Genomic DNA, 14,024 nt, shown 5'->3' with positions numbered 1-14,024 from the left:
GGCAAACCCGGGCGGGGAGAGAGGCCGCCAGGGCTTGCCGCCAAAGGCGTTTCAGACCAGCCCGGTGGCGTAGTACACGCCGATGATGAAGAACACGGCCAGGGTCTTGATCACGGTGATGGCGAAGATGTCCTTGTAGGACTGGCGGTGGGTCAGGCCGGTGACGGCCAGCACGGTGATCACCGCGCCGTTGTGGGGCAGTGTGTCCATACCGCCGGAGGCCATCGCGGCGACACGGTGCAGCACGTCCATCGGGATGCCGGCGGCCTGGGCGTTGGCGATGAAGCTGTCGGCCATCGCCGCCAGCGCGATCGACATGCCGCCCGAGGCCGAGCCGGTGATGCCGGCCATTGCGGTGACCGAAATCGCCTCGTTGATCAGCGGGTTGGGGATCGAGCCCAGTGCATTGGCCACCACCAGGAAGCCAGGCAGCGCGGCAATTACTGCGCCGAAGCCGTACTCGGAAGCGGTATTCATCGAGGCCAGCATCGCCCCGCCGATCGCGCTCTTGGTGCCTTCGGCAAACGCGGCCACCACCGGTGCCCAGGCCAGCGCGATGACGGACAGGATGCCCACCAGCAGCGCGGCCTGCACCGCCCAGATCGCGCCGAGCTTGGACGTTTCCTGCACCACCGGGGCCGGGTTGCCGATCACCGCCGGGATGAATTCGGTAACCGTGCCGTACCAGCCGGGCATCCACACCGTGAACAGGTAGTTGGACACGCCCACCAATACCAGCGGCAGCAGCGCGATGGCCGGATGGGCCAGCTTTTCGCCACGGAAGGCTTCCGGCTCATTGAGCAGCGGATCGCTGCCGGCATAGCCCTCACCGGCCTTCAGCGCAGCGCGGCGGCGCCATTCCAGGTAGCTCAGGCCGAGGATCAGGATGAACACCGTACCGGCCACGCCCAGGGTCGGGGCGGCCCAGCTGGTGGTGCCGAAGAAGCTGGTCGGAATGATGTTCTGGATCTGCGGACTGCCCGGCAGCGCGTCCATGGTGAAGGTGAAGGCGCCCAGCGCAATGGTGCCGGGGATCAGCCGCTTGGGGATGTTGCTCTGGCGGAACAGCTCGGCGGCAAATGGATACACCGCAAACACCACCACGAACAGCGACACCCCGCCGTAGGTGAGCAGGCCGCAGACGATGACGATGGAGAGCATCGCGCGCTGCGCGCCGACCAGCTTGATGGTGGCGCTGACGATGGATTTGGAGAAGCCGGAGATCTCGATCAGCTTGCCAAAGATGGCGCCGAGCACGAACACCGGGAAGTACAGCTTCAAGAAGCCGACCATCTTGTCCATGAACAAGCCGGTGAACATCGGCTGCACCAGGGCCGGGTCGGTCAGTACCACCGCGGCCAGCGCCGCCACCGGCGCAAACAGGATCACGCTGTAGCCGCGATAGGCCACGAACATCAGGAAACACAGCGCGGCCAGTACGATCAGAAAGGACATTGCCGCCTCCGGGGCAAAACGAATGGCCGGCAGTATCAACAGTGCATCGGGGGCAGGGGCACTGTACCAACGGACAGTACGAATGTGACCGGCGTCTGGTTACCTTGCGCAGCATCGGCGGCATCTGTTTGCTGCCATGTCATACCCGGGAGGAGGGGAGACCTTTATGAAGCGCAAGATCCTTTGCACAGCCATCGGTGGTGTGTTGCTGGCTCCGGTCATGGCCATGGCACAGAGCACGCCGTCCAGCGAACAGGCACCAGGCAACCAGCAGGCTGTCACGCTGGACGAACTGACCGTTACCGCTCGTCGCCGTACCGAATCGATCATGGATGTGCCGGTGGCCGTCAGCGCCTTCGGCGAAGAACAGCTCAAGGACCTGCAGGCATCCAACGTGGAAGGCCTGCAGGGCGCCGTGCCCAACATGAACATCGCCCAGGGCCGTGGCTCGGCCAACTCGGTCAACGTGGCCATCCGCGGCATCGGCCAGCCCGATTCGCTGCAGACCTTCGACCCGGGCGTGGGCATGTATGTGGACGATGTCTACTACTCGCGCATCAATGGTGCGCTGTTCTCGCTGTTCGACATCGCCCAGCTGGAAGTGCTGCGTGGCCCGCAGGGCACCCTGTACGGCAAGAACTCCACTGGCGGCGCGATCAAGCTGACCACCAAGAACCCCTTCGACAACGAAGGCGGTGCGATCGAGCTGACTGCCGGCAACTACGGCCGCGCAGAAGGCCGCTTCTATGTCTCTGGCCGCTTGAGCGACACCGTGGCCGCCAGCATCGCCGGTGCCAAGATCACCAACGATGGCTATGTGCGCGACCCGGCCACGGGCCGCCGCTTCAACGACGATGACACCACCGCCGTGCGCGCCAAGCTGGCCTTCTCGCCCAGCGATGCCTTCCGCGCCACCCTGAGCATCGACCACACCGAGCAGGACGCTGCGCTGACCATGGGCCGCCCGATGGCGCCGCTGATTGCCACCAGCCTGGCACCGGCCGGCGTGGTGGTGCTGCAGCCGGGCCAGACGGGCAAGTGGAACCACACCGCGCAGACGTCCTTCGGCACCGACAAGGGCCAGGAACTGACCCATTCGGGCGCATCACTGTCGATGGAGTGGGATCTGAACGAGCACTTCCAGCTCAAGTCGATCACTTCCGTGCGCAAGTTGGAAACCGAGTCCTACATCGACATCGACGCCAGCGCCTACGAGCTGGGCGATGTGCTGGTGGCCATCGACCAGGACCAGAAGAGCCAGGAATTCCAGCTGCACTACGACAACGGCTCCAACGTGCATGCCACCTTCGGTGCGTACTACATGCAGGAGAACGTGCCGTCCTACCAGGAGGCCTACGCCGACGACCTGTTCCAGCTGCTCGGTGCCGGCCTGCCGTTCCTGCGCACCATCGAAGATGACCTGACCACCACCTCCAAGGCCGCCTTCGCCCACGTCAACTGGGAGTTCGCCCCGAGCTGGACCCTGGCCGCCGGCGTGCGCTGGACCGAAGACAGCAAGGAATACGACCGCTCCACCAGCACCTTCTGGGGCGCGCCGTACAACGTGATCAATGAAACCGTGGCATTCAGCGCGCAAGCGGACTGGAGTGCCACCACCCCGTCGATCAGCCTGCAGAAGGCCTTCAGCGACAACCTGATGGGCTACATCTCGGCCAACCGCGGCTTCAAGAGCGGTGGCTTCAACGGCCGCGCCAATACGGTTGCCGACACCCGCAATGCCAAGTTCGACCCGGAATTTGTCTGGACCTACGAGCTGGGCATCAAGGGCAGCAGCGCTGACCAGCGCTTCCGCGGCAGCGCCACGGCCTTCTACAGCAAGTACAGCGATTTCCAGGCCCGCGTGACCCAGGATGCTTCCACCTTCCCGGTGCTCAACGCCGCGGAGATGAGCATCAAGGGTCTTGAGCTGGAAGGCACCGCGCTGCTGGGCAGTGCCACCACCCTGAGCGGTCAGCTGTCGTGGATGGACGCCAGCTACGACAGTTTCGATGACTTCCGCCTGGATCCGTCCTACCCGAACTTCGATCCGACCCTGACCCACGACCATGTGCCGTTCTCGCCGGAAATCAGTGCCCGCATCGCCCTGCAGCACGTGTTCTCGCTGGGCAACGCCGGCAACCTGACCGTTGGCGGTGACATCAGCTACCGCGATGACACCTGGCTGAGCGTGGACAATCGCGATGTGCTGATGCAGAAGGCCTATACCCTGGGCGGCCTGTACGGCGTGTGGGACAGCGCGGCGATGGATTGGCAGGTGCGCGCTGGCGTGCGCAACATCACCGACAAGAGCTACATGACCGAAGGCCAGGAATTCACTTCGGTGGGCAACATCCAGACCGCCTACTACGGCCTGCCGCGCAACTACTACGTGTCGGTGCGCTACAACTTCTGATCGTCCTCGTTGTGGGGTGACGCATCAGGGACAGCGGCAGGCGCAAGCCTGCCGCTGTTTTTGTTTATCCTTGCCCCGCCCGCCGCTGCGGGGTCGTCTGCCGCCGGGGATTGATCTGCGATGCTGAGCCTGTACACCGTTGCCATCGCCGGGTTTGCCTGGTTGCTGTTGATGTTTGCCGCCGCCGTGTACGGCGAGCGGCGGCCCAATGCCCTGGCCAGCCACTGGCACCATGTGTATGCGTTGTCGCTGGCGGTGCACTGCACCTCCTGGACCTTCTACGGCACCGTGACCCAGGCGGCGCGGCATGGCTGGTGGATACCGCCCACGTTGCTGGGTGCCATCGCTTTCTATCTGCTGGCATCGCGCTTCATGGGACGGTTGGTGACCCTGGCGCGCGAATCCAATGCCACCTCGCTGGCTGACCTGATTGCCGCTCGGCTCGGGCGTGACGCCTGGCTGGCGGCCACCGTCACCGCGGTGGCGGCACTGGGCCTGATTCCCTACATCGCCCTGCAGCTCAAGGCCGTGGCGATGAGTTTTTCAATGATCACCACGCGCAGCGTCAGTGCCGAGCCGCCCCCGCTGCTGGGCGACAGTGCGCTTTACGTGGCCGGGCTGATGGCGCTGTTTGCGATCCTGTTTGGCGCACGCCGCGCCGATGTGTCCGAACAGAACCGCGGCCTGGTGCTGGCCATGGCAGTGGAATCGGTGTTCAAGCTGGTGGCCATGCTGGTGCTGGGCCTGTTTGTGCTGTGGTGGCTGCCGCGCGGTATGGATACGGCACTGCCGCTGCAACAGGCCAGCCAGGTATTGCCGGCCAGCGGCGGCTTCCTGCCGCTGTTGCTGCTGGGCGCACTGGCCATGTTCCTGCTGCCGCACCAGTTCCACATGGCGGTGGTGGAGTGCCGCGATGACCGCGGCCAGCGCACCGCGCGTTGGTTGTTCCCGCTGTACCTGCTGCTGATGTCGCTGCCGATCCTGCCGCTGGCACGTGCCGGCAGCGCGTTGCTGGGCAATGAGGTGCACAGCGACATGTACACCCTGGCGTTGCCGTTTGCCGCCGGTCAGCAGGGCGTGGCGCTGCTGGCCTTCCTGGGGGGATTGAGCGCGGCCACCGGCATGGTGGTGGTCAGTGTGCTCACCCTGAGCCTGATGATCGGCAACCACTGGTTTGCCCCCGGCTTGCTGCGCGGTGCCTGGTCACGCCGCGATGGCGGCGACCGCCGGCACGAGCTGCTGTGGCTGCGTCGCATCGTGATCTGCCTGACCATGTTGATGGCCTGGGGCTACAGCCGGGTGATCGGTCAATCCGATGTGCTGGCCGACATCGGTGCGGTGTCCTTCTCCGCGCTGGCCACCTTGCTGCCGGTGCTCGGTTTTGCCTTGTGGCGCCCGCAGACACCGCCGCGCGCGGCCGTGATCGGCGTGCTGGCCGGCTTTGCCACCTGGGCCTGGGTATTGCTGCTGCCCAACCTGCAGGCCGGCGGCATGGTTCCCGCAGCCTGGCTGCAGTCCGGGCCGTTCGGTCTGGCCTGGCTGTCGCCGTCGGGCCTGTTCGGCCTGACCGGCTGGACGCCGCTGGGCCGCGCGGTGGGCGCCAGCCTGTTTGTCGGCACCCTGGCCACCTTGCTGGCCTTGCTGTGGCGCCGCTCGGCACCATCGGGCGGCCGCCGCGGGATGGATGCGGAGGTGTTGCGTGATGCCGGCAGGCGCTTCCTGCGCATGCACCAGGTCGAACAGATCCTGGAAGGTGCGCCGCGTCAGGGCCCGGTGCCGCTGGCCATGGAAGTGGCGATGGAGCGTGAGCTGTCTGCCGTGCTGGGCAGTGCCTCGGCACGCCTGCTGCTGGATGCGGCGCGGCGCGAGCAGGGCGAGCTGGCCACGGTGGCGGCCATCGTCAGCGAGGCCAGCGCCGACCTGCGCTTCAACCAGCAGGTGCTTGAAGCGGCGCTCAACAACATGAGCCAGGGCATCAGCGTGATCGACCGCGAGCAGCGCCTGGTGGCCTGGAACCGGCGCTATGCCGACCTGTTCGGCTTCCCGCCGGCGCTGTTGCAGGTGGGCCGGCCGATTGCCGACATCACCGCCTGGGCGCTGGCGCGGATGCCAGCCCGTGGCGAAGGGCCACGCGCCACCGAGCGCCGCCTGGCCTTCATGCGCGCCGGCACCCCGCACCTGTCCGAGCGGGTGTTCCCGGATGGCAGCATTGTCGAAATCCGCGGCAATCCGATGCCCGGCGGTGGCTTCGTGGCCACCTTTACCGATGTCACCGCGTTCCGCCGCAGCGAAAGCGAGCTCAAGCGGAGTAACGAGCTCCTCGAACAGCGGGTCAGTGAGCGGACCGCCCTGCTGGAGGCGGCCAAGCGCGAGGCCGAGCGCGCCAGCGATGCCAAGAGCCGCTTCCTGGCCGCGGTCGGCCACGACCTGCTGCAGCCGCTGCATGCCGCGCACCTGTTCACCGATACCCTGGCCCAGCAGTCCACTACGCCGGAAAAGCTGGAGCTGATCGGGCAGATCAGCGGCGCACTGGATTCCACCACCGACCTGCTGACCGGGCTGTTTGACATGTCGCGGCTGGAAGCCGGCGGGCTGGTGCCGCAGCCCCGTCATTTCGCCCTGGCCGAGGTGCTCGATCCGCTGGCCGCCCAGTTTGCGGTGCTGGCCCGGGCCAACGGGCTGGCCTTCCACTACGTGCGCAGTGCCGCCTGGGTACACAGTGATCCACAACTGTTGCGCCGGGTGCTGCAGAACTTCCTGGCCAATGCGGTGCGCTATACCCGCAGCGGCGGCGTGCTGCTGGGGGTACGGCGCAGTGCTGGCCAGCTGCGCCTGGAGGTGCATGACACCGGCCCGGGAATTGCGCTTGAGCAGCAGCAGTCCATCTTCGAGGAGTTCCGCCGCGGCGAGGGCGCTGCCGGCCAGGGCCTGGGCCTGGGGCTGGCCATTGCCGAGCGCATCGCACGCCTGCTGGAGCTGCCGCTGGGCCTGCGCAGCAAGCCGGGGGTGGGGACCGTTTTCAGTGTCAGCGTGGCCGCGGCCGCACGCCCGGTGCTGCCAGCCCCGGTGCAGGGCACGCCCGGGCGTGGCACCGGCCTGGCCGGGGTGGCCGTGCTGGTGGTGGACAACGATCCGCAGGCCCTGGCCGCGCTGGCCGGGCTGCTGCGTGGCTGGGGCTGCGTGGTGCATGAGGCCAACGGCCAGGCACAGGCGCAGGCGGTGCTGGCCGACAACGAGGTGGCGCTGTGGCTGTTCGACTACAACCTGGATGATGGCGATACCGGCACCGCTTTGCGCCAGCGCCTGGCCGCCAGTGGCGAGCCACGGCCGACCCTGATCCTGAGTGCCGATGACAGCCTGGCCACCCGCCGCGAAGTGCTCGAGCAGGGCCTGACCCTGCTGCACAAGCCGGTGCGGCCGCTGGCGCTGAAATCGGTACTGGACCGGCTGCTGGCTGCGCGCCAGACCACGGTGTACTGAGCCGGCGGCCGCTGGCCGCGGCAGCTAGACCAGCATGGCCACGTCGATTGCCCCCAGCCGCTGTGCCATCCGCGCAATCCGGTTGGCGCAGTCCCTGGCGGCGAGCTCGCCTTGGTCATGTTCGCTGAGCAGGCGTTGGTAGGCATCCCAGAAAGCAGCAGTGTTGCCGTGCTGCTGCCAGGCCTGCTGCATCAGCGGCCAGGCAGAGCGGCAGCAGCTGGCCATGTCCAGATCATCCATGAGTGACTCCGGTGCGTGAGGCAAGGGTTGAACAGCCTCACCATTGAGAGCCAAACGCCAGTCGTGTCAATCCACCAAGGTGTCAATTTTGCGTGATGGATCGCTCAGTTCCAGCTCACGCAGCACCACGCTGGCCTGGGTGCGGTTGCGCACCCCCAGGCGTTCGAAGATCGCCGACAGGTGCGCCTTGACGGTGCGCTCCTGCACATCCAGGCGGTCGGCGATCTGCTTGTTGAGCAGACCCTCTGCCACCAGCACCAGTACCCGGAACTGCTGTGGCGACAGGCTGGCCAGCCGCGCGGCCAGTGCACTGTCATGCGGCGAGGACTGGGCGGTGTTGACCGCCGCCCGCAGCGAGGCCGGCAGCCACTGCTCGCAGGCCATCACCGCACGGATGGCATCACGCAGCTCATCCAGCCCCGAACTCTTGGGCAGGTAGCCGGCCGCACCATGGTCCAGCGCCCGGCGCACCACCCGCGGGTCGTCATTGGCCGAAACCACGATCACCGCCACCCCCGGGTGTTGCGCACGGATCGCCGCCAGCCCGGCCAGCCCATGGTTGCCCGGCATGTGCAGGTCCAGCAGGATCAGGTCGATATCCGGCTGTTCATCGAGCACGGCCAGCACCTGGTCCAGCGAAGCGGCCTCATGCACGGTCATGGCAGCCATCGCATCGCTGGCGGCCTGGCGCAGGGCGGCGCGGAACAGCGGGTGGTCATCGGCGATCAGCAGGGTCGGCATGGGCGGTGAGCGAGCAAAGAGTAGGAGGAAAGAGGAACGAGTGAGAGCGGCGAGGAATGAGTGCGGAGGAACGAGTAACGAGTGAGAGCGCAGAGGAGCTGGTGTGGAGTAAAGAGGAACGAGTGGCTGGAAGCGAGGAGCGAGTTCGGAGTAAAGAGGAACGAGGGCGCGCTTCTACTCGTTTCTCGCTTCTCGCTTCTCGCTCTTGCTACTCGTTACTGCATCACTGCACTCGTTCCTCTTTCCTCGCTCTTCTCACTCGTTACTCGCTCACTGCGCGGTCCAGCCACCGTCCACCGGCAGGCTGGCGCCGGTGACATTGTGCGCTTCGCGGCGGCAAAGCCAAACCACCAGCGCGGCAATGTCCTCGGGCAGGGACATGCGCAGGGAGGGCTGCTTCTCGGCCAGCAGCGCGGCTACACCGTCCTCGCGGCTGCCATCGCCGATGCGGGCCTGGATCTGCGGCTCGATCAGCGGGGTCTCCACCCAGCCCGGGCACACGCAGTTGACCGTCACCCCACCGCTGGTGCGGTTGCCCTGGGCGGCGTATTCCAGCGCGGCGACCTTGCTCAGGCCGATGATGCCGTGCTTGGAGGCCACATACGGTGCCTTGTCCTTGCTGGCCACCAGGCCGTGCACCGAGGCGATGTTGACCACCCGGCCGAAGCCGCGCGCGGCCATGCCCGGCAGCGCGGCATGCATGGTGTGGAAGGCCGAGGACAGGTTGATGGCGATGATGTCGTTCCACTTCTGCAGCGGCTGCTGCGCCAGCGGTGCGGCATGCTGGATGCCAGCGTTGTTGACCAGCACATCCAGCGGCGACCAGGCATCGATCTGCGCCATCATCTGCGCGATCTGTTCCGGCTCACGCAGGTCGGCGCCGAAATGGCGCGCCTGCTGCGCACCGGCGGCTTCGACCTGGGCGATGGCAGCGGCGATCTGCTCCTCGCTGCCCAGGCCGTTGATGGCAACGCGCGCACCGGCTGCGCCCAGCGCGCAGGCAATGGCCAGACCGATGCCGGAAGTGCTGCCGGTCACCAGGGCGGTGCGGCCGTGTAAGAACTGATCCATGGGGGAACTCCGCAAGCAGACAAAACGATGCAGGCACGCTAACAGTGATGGGCCAAATTGCCCGTGGTACGAAAGTACGATGAGCGGCAGCAGGCAGGTTTGTTAGCGTGCAGCCATGAACATGCCCAAGCTCCGCGCTGCGTGCGCCCTTTCGCTGGGTCTGGTGCTGGCCGGTTGTGCCAGCACCGACTCCAAACCCACGGTCACTGCGCCGGCCTCGCTGGCGGTGCTGCAGGAGACGGTGCACCGCCAGAATGACGACCTGCTCAGTGCTGGCCTGGGCCATGCCGGGTTGCTGACCGCCGCACCGCCGGCCTTTGCCGACCCGGCTGCGCCGACGGCTGCGGAAGTGCGCCGGCGTGCGCTGTGGAACAGCTGGCGTGGCATTGCCGACCTGATGCCCGGCGGTGGCTTCGGCCAGCTGTATGGCACCTTGCAGCCGGTGCCCGGCCGCGAATACGCCACCCTGGTCCGGCTGCCCGATGCCCGTCAGCCGCACCGGGTGGTGGTGCAGGTGCCGGACAATTTCGATGCGGACAAACGCTGCGTGGTGGTGGCACCGTCGTCGGGCTCGCGCGGGGTGTATGGCGCGGTAGCAGTGGCCGGGCCGTGGGCGCTGCCGCGCGGCTGCGCACTGGCCTACACCGACAAGGGGGCCGGCAGCGATTACTTCGACCTCGATGCCCAGGTCGGCGTCCGTGCCGATGGCAGCACCGCGGCGCTGCAGGCCGCCGATGATTTTGCCTTCCTGCCCGATGCGCCGGTCAATGCCAGTGGCGTGGCGGTCAAACACGCACATTCCCAGGACAACCCGGAAAGCGACTGGGGCCGGCATGTGCGCCAGGCCGCCGATATCGCGCTGCAGGCGCTGAACCAGGCATTGCCGGAAGCGCCTGCGTTCACCCATGCCAACACCCGGGTCATCGCGGTGGGTATCTCCAATGGCGGTGGCGCGGTGCTGCGCGCCGCCGAGCAGGGGCAGGGCTGGCTCGATGGCGTGGTGGCCGGCGAGCCCAACATCTACAGCAACGGCGCCGGCTCACGCGCGTTGTATGACTACACCACCGAGGCGGCCGAGCTGATGCCCTGCGCCCTGCTGGCCGTGGACGGCTTGCCCGGCAGCCCGCTGTCGGCCGCCGGCCGCGCCGGCGGTGCAGTGCGTTGCGCCACGCTGGCCACGCAGGGGGCCATCACCGGCACCGATACCGCGGCCCAGGCCGCCGATGCGCTGAGAAAAATGGCTGCAGCGGGTTGGACCCTGCCGGCATTGCGCGCCGGTGCCCTGAGCGTGGACTTTGACCTGTGGCGCGCGGTGGCAGTGACCTATGCCTCGGCCTATGGCCGCTATGGCGTGGGCGAGCATCCCTGCGGCTACCGCTTCTCGGCAACGAATGCGGATTTCAGCCCGCGTGCGGCCACCGCCAACGAGCGTGCGGCCTGGCTGTCCGATGGCAGCGGCGTGCCGCCGGGTGCCGGCGTCAATATCGTCGACACCAAGATGGCACTGCCCGACGCCTTCGCCCCGGGTCTGGCGTGCCTGCGCCAGCTGTGGACCGGCAACGATGCCGCGGCACAGCGCGTGCAGGCCGGAATTGCACAGACCCGCAGTGCGCCGCCGCCGCCGGGGCTGCCGGTGATGCTGGTGCACGGCAATGCCGATGGCCTGATTCCGTTTGCCTTCACCTCCGCACCGTATGCGGCTGCGGCCAGGGCCGCCGGTGCCGAGGTCAGCCTGTGGCAGGTCGACCATGTGCAGCACTTCGATGGCTTCCTCGCCTTGCCCGATTACGCCGCGCGTTACCTGCCACTGCTGCCGTATGTGTATCGCGCGCTGGATGCAATGGATGCGCGTCTGGACGGCAAGGCCGCCCTGCCAGCCGATGCGCATATTCGCAGCACGCCGCGTGGGCCGGGCCAGCCCTTGCAGGCCACCAACCTGGCGCTGCCGCAGTGAGGCCGCACAGCCACTGACCGGATCACCACAACGGGCCGCAAGGCCCGTTGTCGCAGGAGTGGGTACGCCTGAGCCATCAGCGTCCCCTCGCCAGGAAAGAGCGCACAGCAGTAAGTAACGAGTAAAAGCCCTGGCATGGCCTTATCCATCAGCGCCCCCTCTCGTTCCTCGTTGCTCGTTCCTCGTTCCCCTCACGGGGGATTGCCGGACTGCAAGGGTTGTCTTTATTTTGATGCGAATCTGCATTCTTTATTTTGATTGAGTGCATTTTTGCAACAATCCGGCGCGGCCATGGTAGTGGCAGGGGGCCGCGCCTGCAGGCAGACTGCCGTCCATCGCACCGGCCTTCGCTCTGCTGCCTCCCTCCAGGGTGACGGTGTCGATCCTGCCCTCTGTCCTGGAGTGACCTGCATGCCACTACGCAATACCGCACAGCGCTGGGGCCTGATCAGCCAGCTGCTGCACTGGCTGATCGTCGGCCTGATCGGCTGGATGGCCTGGCTGGGCCTGAGCATGGTCGACATGCCGCCGACCCCGGCCAAGATCAACACATATGCCCTGCACAAATCCCTCGGCCTGACCCTGCTGTTGCTGGTGGTGCTGCGCGTGCTCTGGCGTCTGGTGGCCGGGGCACCGCGGCCGGTGGCCGGTACCCCGGGCTGGCAGGCAGGCATTGCCAGCGTGACCCACGTGGCGCTGTATGTGCTGATGCTGGGCATTCCACTTAGCGGGTGGTTGTTCAACTCGGCCGCCGGCTATCCGTTGCAGTGGTTCAAGCAGTTCAACCTGCCGGCGCTGGCCGACAAGAGCGAATCGCTGGCCGAACTGGCGCGTGAGCTGCACGAATGGGGGTTCTGGGCACTGCTGGTACTGGTGCTGGCCCATGCCGGTGCCGCGCTGTACCACCACCTGTTCCTCGGCGATGCCACCCTGCGCCGGATGCTGCCCGGCTACCGCCCTTCATCCCCGGAGAAAACACGATGAAACTGTCTGCATTACCGTTGCGCACGCTCGGCCTTGGCACGCTGCTTGCCGCCGCCGTACTGGGCGTTCCCGTGGCATCGGCTGCCGATTATGTGCAGGCCCGTGGTGGACTGAGTTTTGTCGGTAAATACCAGGGCGAAACCTTCATCGGTACGTTCCCCGGCTTCTCCACCCGGCTGCAGTTTGACCCGACCGCGCCGCAGGCTGCACGGCTGGAGGTGGACATACCGCTGGCCGCTGCTGACACCCGCAACAGCGAGCGCGACAGCACCTTGAAAGGGGCGGATTTCTTCAACGTTGCCCGCTTTGCCACCGCCCGTTACAGCGCACAGGGCTTCACCGCGCTGGGCGATGACCGTTACCGCGCCGAGGGCACGCTGGAGCTGCGCGGCATCCGCAAGCCGGTCACGCTGACCTTCACCCTGAGTGGGGGCGACAACCCGGTGCTGGTCGGCCAGGCCGTGGTCAAGCGGCTGGACTTTGGCGTGGGTGCTGGCGATTGGGCCGATGTGTCGATCATCCCCAACGAAATCGCCGTTGCCACCCGGGTAACCTTCAAGCGCGCTCCCTGAAACAGCGTGTGCTGGCCCTTGCCGCACGTTCGGATGCGGCAGGGCAGGTAGCGCTGATGGCTCCGGTTGCGCTGGCTGTCACTGGTCAGGATGCCGGTAGGCCGGGATGGGGCAATGCCGTTGTGCTGCCAGCGGCGCTGCCCGTTCAAGGCTCGGGAGTGCCGGTGTCCTGCTCGCCCGCACTCAGGCTGGCACGGGCACCGGCAGCCAGCATCTGGTAGCGCTGCTTGAAGGCATCCAGCGATTCTTCTTCCAGCTCTTCCAGGTCCAGCAGCGCGTTGTGTGCCCCCTGCGTGGCGCGGATCAGCTCATCCAGCTTCACCTGGATGGCTTCGGTATCCCGGTTCTGGGTGTTCTGGATCAGGAACACCATCAGGAAGGTGATGATGGTGGTCCCGGTATTTATCACCAGCTGCCAGGTGTTGCTGAAATCAAACAGCGGGCCAGTGACCAGCCAGAGCAGCACCACCGCCATGGCCAGGACAAAAGTGCGCGGGCGGCCACAAAAACGTGCCGCCCCTTTGGCAAACCGCGAATATGCCACAGAATTCTGCATCTCGACTCCTTGGTTGTAGGCCTGGCTTTGACGATGACCAGCTCGGCCATGGCAGCACCGGTTTTCACCGAGTAAAGCAGACCTGCACCCCCTGTGCCCAGCGCGCGATATGCCCCTGTGCCAGGGCGAGAGCCTGGCTGACCAGCAGACACCGGCGCAGGCAATGACTGATCCTCTTCTGGCATGGGCGCTACCCGTGAACGGGTGCGGCCTTCGGGTGTGGATCACCTAGGTCTGTTTTGAAACTCCCAAACCCACTTAGCCGTTTATGGCCGGCGCTGGTCCCGTGGGGTGGTTCGCAGTCTGGCAAGGCTTGAATGAGCGAGGCCTTCGGGCGCGGTTTTTACCCTGGTCCGGTTTGGAAGCATCAAACCCACAAGACCGATTATGACCAGAGGAAATCCCCGTGGGACGGAATTGCAGTCTGGCAATGCTTGAAACCCGTCGATTCGATTGAATCAACTGCAGAAAAAACCCGGCAGATGCAAAGCCTGAAAGCGAAAGGCAAGGTCAGCGTGCTGCCGGAGTTGACGGGAAGCTCCTTGCGGAATTGTTAGC

At 66.3% G+C, this 14,024-nt stretch carries 11 protein-coding genes; 6 read left to right on the top strand and 5 right to left on the bottom strand.

Going from position 1 to position 14,024, the window contains the following annotated elements:
• Positions 1–51 precede the first annotated feature (51 nt).
• Positions 52–1,455 (bottom strand): GntP family permease, encoded by a 1,404-nt coding sequence (locus ABB25_RS05720; RefSeq protein ID WP_057664835.1) that lies wholly within the window; start codon positions 1,453–1,455, stop codon positions 52–54.
• A gap of 166 nt (positions 1,456–1,621) precedes the next feature.
• Between ABB25_RS05720 and ABB25_RS05715 the strand changes: the two genes are divergently transcribed.
• Entirely contained in the window at positions 1,622–3,868 is a 2,247-nt protein-coding gene (locus tag ABB25_RS05715) for a TonB-dependent receptor (RefSeq protein ID WP_057664833.1), read from the top strand.
• Between the two features lie 120 nt (positions 3,869–3,988).
• Positions 3,989–7,348 carry a hybrid sensor histidine kinase/response regulator gene (locus ABB25_RS05710; RefSeq protein ID WP_057664831.1) on the top strand — a complete coding sequence of 1,120 codons (3,360 nt, stop codon included), beginning with the start codon at positions 3,989–3,991 and terminating at the stop codon, positions 7,346–7,348.
• A gap of 24 nt (positions 7,349–7,372) precedes the next feature.
• On the opposite strand, the gene ABB25_RS05705 is transcribed toward ABB25_RS05710, so the two are convergent.
• The 3 genes from ABB25_RS05705 to ABB25_RS05695 form a co-directional block, all read right to left on the bottom strand.
• The gene (locus ABB25_RS05705) at positions 7,373–7,588 is read right to left on the bottom strand and encodes a hypothetical protein (protein WP_057664830.1); all 216 of its coding nucleotides are present in this window, start codon (positions 7,586–7,588) and stop codon (positions 7,373–7,375) included.
• A gap of 66 nt (positions 7,589–7,654) precedes the next feature.
• Positions 7,655–8,329 carry a response regulator transcription factor gene (locus ABB25_RS05700; protein WP_057664828.1) on the bottom strand — a complete coding sequence of 225 codons (675 nt, stop codon included), beginning with the start codon at positions 8,327–8,329 and terminating at the stop codon, positions 7,655–7,657.
• Positions 8,330–8,599: 270 nt separating this feature from the next.
• On the bottom strand, positions 8,600–9,400 hold the full coding sequence (locus ABB25_RS05695; RefSeq protein ID WP_057664825.1) for a 3-hydroxybutyrate dehydrogenase: 801 nt from the start codon (positions 9,398–9,400) through the stop codon (positions 8,600–8,602).
• Between the two features lie 121 nt (positions 9,401–9,521).
• Here ABB25_RS05695 and ABB25_RS05690 point away from each other — a divergent pair, with 121 nt between their 5' ends.
• The 3 genes from ABB25_RS05690 to ABB25_RS05680 all read left to right on the top strand — a co-directional run bounded on the left by ABB25_RS05690 (position 9,522) and on the right by ABB25_RS05680 (position 12,910).
• Positions 9,522–11,354 (top strand): 3-hydroxybutyrate oligomer hydrolase family protein, encoded by a 1,833-nt coding sequence (locus ABB25_RS05690; protein WP_083488133.1) that lies wholly within the window; start codon positions 9,522–9,524, stop codon positions 11,352–11,354.
• 411 nt (positions 11,355–11,765) lie between these two features.
• Entirely contained in the window at positions 11,766–12,338 is a 573-nt protein-coding gene (locus tag ABB25_RS05685; RefSeq protein WP_057664823.1) for a cytochrome b, read from the top strand.
• Positions 12,335–12,910 (top strand): YceI family protein, encoded by a 576-nt coding sequence (locus tag ABB25_RS05680; protein ID WP_057664822.1) that lies wholly within the window; start codon positions 12,335–12,337, stop codon positions 12,908–12,910. Before ABB25_RS05685 ends, ABB25_RS05680 begins: the two co-directional genes overlap by 4 nt.
• A gap of 145 nt (positions 12,911–13,055) precedes the next feature.
• On the opposite strand, the gene ABB25_RS05675 is transcribed toward ABB25_RS05680, so the two are convergent.
• Positions 13,056–13,466: a low affinity iron permease family protein gene (locus tag ABB25_RS05675; RefSeq protein WP_057664818.1), complete on the bottom strand. Its 411-nt coding sequence runs from the start codon at positions 13,464–13,466 to the stop codon at positions 13,056–13,058.
• A 317-nt stretch (positions 13,467–13,783) separates the two neighbouring features.
• Between ABB25_RS05675 and ABB25_RS14515 the strand changes: the two genes are divergently transcribed.
• Positions 13,784–14,023: a hypothetical protein gene (locus ABB25_RS14515; RefSeq protein WP_152981045.1), complete on the top strand. Its 240-nt coding sequence runs from the start codon at positions 13,784–13,786 to the stop codon at positions 14,021–14,023.
• The last annotated feature ends 1 nt before the right edge of the window (position 14,024 follow it).

The sequence above is a fragment of the Stenotrophomonas koreensis genome (assembly GCF_001431525.1).
GTDB lineage: Bacteria > Pseudomonadota > Gammaproteobacteria > Xanthomonadales > Xanthomonadaceae > Stenotrophomonas > Stenotrophomonas koreensis.
This window is presented reverse-complemented; position numbering and strand designations above follow the sequence as displayed.

Coding starts and splice junctions, on each gene's coding strand:
- ABB25_RS05705 (WP_057664830.1), bottom strand. CDS start 7,588: ATGGATGATCTGGACATGGCCAGCTGCTGCCGCTCTGCCTGGCCGCTG.
- ABB25_RS05720 (WP_057664835.1), bottom strand. CDS start 1,455: ATGTCCTTTCTGATCGTACTGGCCGCGCTGTGTTTCCTGATGTTCGTG.
- ABB25_RS05710 (WP_057664831.1), top strand. CDS start 3,989: ATGCTGAGCCTGTACACCGTTGCCATCGCCGGGTTTGCCTGGTTGCTG.
- ABB25_RS05690 (WP_083488133.1), top strand. CDS start 9,522: ATGCCCAAGCTCCGCGCTGCGTGCGCCCTTTCGCTGGGTCTGGTGCTG.
- ABB25_RS05700 (WP_057664828.1), bottom strand. CDS start 8,329: ATGCCGACCCTGCTGATCGCCGATGACCACCCGCTGTTCCGCGCCGCC.
- ABB25_RS05685 (WP_057664823.1), top strand. CDS start 11,766: ATGCCACTACGCAATACCGCACAGCGCTGGGGCCTGATCAGCCAGCTG.
- ABB25_RS14515 (WP_152981045.1), top strand. CDS start 13,784: ATGAGCGAGGCCTTCGGGCGCGGTTTTTACCCTGGTCCGGTTTGGAAG.
- ABB25_RS05695 (WP_057664825.1), bottom strand. CDS start 9,400: ATGGATCAGTTCTTACACGGCCGCACCGCCCTGGTGACCGGCAGCACT.
- ABB25_RS05675 (WP_057664818.1), bottom strand. CDS start 13,466: ATGCAGAATTCTGTGGCATATTCGCGGTTTGCCAAAGGGGCGGCACGT.
- ABB25_RS05680 (WP_057664822.1), top strand. CDS start 12,335: ATGAAACTGTCTGCATTACCGTTGCGCACGCTCGGCCTTGGCACGCTG.
- ABB25_RS05715 (WP_057664833.1), top strand. CDS start 1,622: ATGAAGCGCAAGATCCTTTGCACAGCCATCGGTGGTGTGTTGCTGGCT.